Below are 1,760 nucleotides of genomic sequence, written 5' to 3'. Positions count from 1 at the left end.
CCGCGGAAACATACTAACATTAGTAGCACAAACCATGGCCATGGTTTGTGCTACTATTTTTTTGGTAGAAGTGAAGTGAAGTCGTGCGGACGCGGGGATCTGAGAATCCGAGACAGGAAACCGACTCGCTTCACACCCTTATCCGAATCAGGTTAGTATGTTGGGTCCTGGAGACCGTATAAGAAAGTGGAATCGATAAGGCACTGTGAAGAACTTCTATACACGTGGAACAGGAGGAAGAGTTGATGAGGCACGTTATCGCTTTTGACGTCAGTATGGGCAAAAGCTCCCTGGTGGTCTATGACCACCATCAACATTGTCAATACGAAGGGGAAATGGAGCACACACAAGCGGCTTTTCACGCATTACATAAGCGCATCAGCGCTTTGGAGGAACAGGATGCTCGATTGCCGGCAATCGTTTTCGAAGCTACAGGTGTCTATTCACAACCGCTGGAGAGCTTCTTGCAGGAACAGGGATTTCCTTACAGTCGCTTGAATCCACTGGAAGCGAAAATCCAAACGGCCGCGATGCGTAGGCAGAAAACGGATATCAGTGATGCCCATGAATTGGCCAAGTCGCATTTCCGGAACATGCGGCCGGACACCTATGTCCAAGCAGAATTCTATGGACAGATGCGTGCGCTCGCGCGTTACGGAGAAGATATTGAAAAAGAAATTTCTCAAAACACCAACCGGCTGCATGCGTTTTTACAGTTGAGCTTTCCCCTCTTGGAAACGGTGTTCACAAAGAGTTCCGTTCTTTTCTTGAATATCGTTCAGCTTTTTCCGCATCCAATTTGTCTGGACGGAGCATCATCCGAGTCGCTGCGAGACCAAATTCTCCAGGCGACCCGCAAGAATTTATCTCAAGCACAGGCAGAGAAGAAAGCGGTCGAGCTCCTTACTGCCGCTAGAAACTCCTACGCGGCCATCGGGCCGGAAGATGTGCGGTGCCAACATCTAACGAATTTTGCCAGAAGGCTCCTGGAATTGCGAACACAGAAAAAAGAGATCATCCAACAAATGGTGGCTCTCTCCAAAGACACAGTGGAGTTTCAGGTACTTAAATCTTTCCCGGGAATCGGTGACGCTACTGCCGTCCAACTCATCGGGGAGTTGGGAGATATCCAGCGCTTTCAGAATGCGAAGCAGATCAACGCCTATACCGGCATTGACATTCGGCGCCATCAATCGGGCAAACTCCAGTATAAGGACCGTATCAATAAGCGCGGGAATAAAAGACTGCGAAAAATTCTCTACAACATGGTCATGAACATGATCTCGTTGCGGGCCAAGACGCAGAACACCATTGTCGATCATTACGACCAATTAAAAAAGCAACCCAATGGAAAGCTCCATCAGGTTGCGGTAATTGCCTGTGTGAATAAGTTCTTGAAAGTCGCATTTCATCTTATCCAACACGGTCTTCTTTACCATTACGAATCCGGCAAGGCTTCGTAAAATCATTTCTCTTTCAATATAGCACACAACCCCCGGCAAAAAAAAGAAGAACCGTGAGGTTTATTTGGTGTGCCTATTTTCTCCCTATCTACCCGTATCAGTTGCTTGAAGTGCAGGCACTCGACTCCTGCGGGAACAGCGCGAGCCGAAGACCCTGGAGCGAACAGAGTGAGTGAAGCGGCTGAGGCCGTGCCCGCGGAAAGCGAGTGCCGGAACGGAAAGCAGCCATTTAAAACCCCTTGATTATTCCGTTCTTCGAGAAAACAAATAAGAAAGGTGCTTGACTAATGATAAGAA

Annotated in this window: 1 protein-coding gene; it reads left to right on the top strand. The window is 48.3% G+C overall.

Annotation, left to right across the window (positions count from 1 at the left end; genetic code table 11):
* The first annotated feature begins 245 nt into the window (after positions 1–245).
* Entirely contained in the window at positions 246–1,463 is a 1,218-nt protein-coding gene (locus QMA09_RS16995; protein ID WP_290213990.1) for an IS110 family RNA-guided transposase, read from the top strand.
* Positions 1,464–1,760: the final 297 nt, after the last annotated feature.

It is taken from the genome of Planococcus sp. APC 3906 (assembly GCF_030407685.1).
Lineage (GTDB): Bacteria > Bacillota > Bacilli > Bacillales_A > Planococcaceae > Planococcus > Planococcus koreensis.
The sequence above is the reverse complement of the archived record's forward strand: the minus strand, read 5'-3'. Positions and strand labels throughout refer to the sequence as shown.

What these genes read in the sequence shown, in the direction of transcription:
- QMA09_RS16995 (WP_290213990.1), top strand. Translation starts at nt 246, where the DNA reads ATGAGGCACGTTATCGCTTTTGACGTCAGTATGGGCAAAAGCTCCCTG.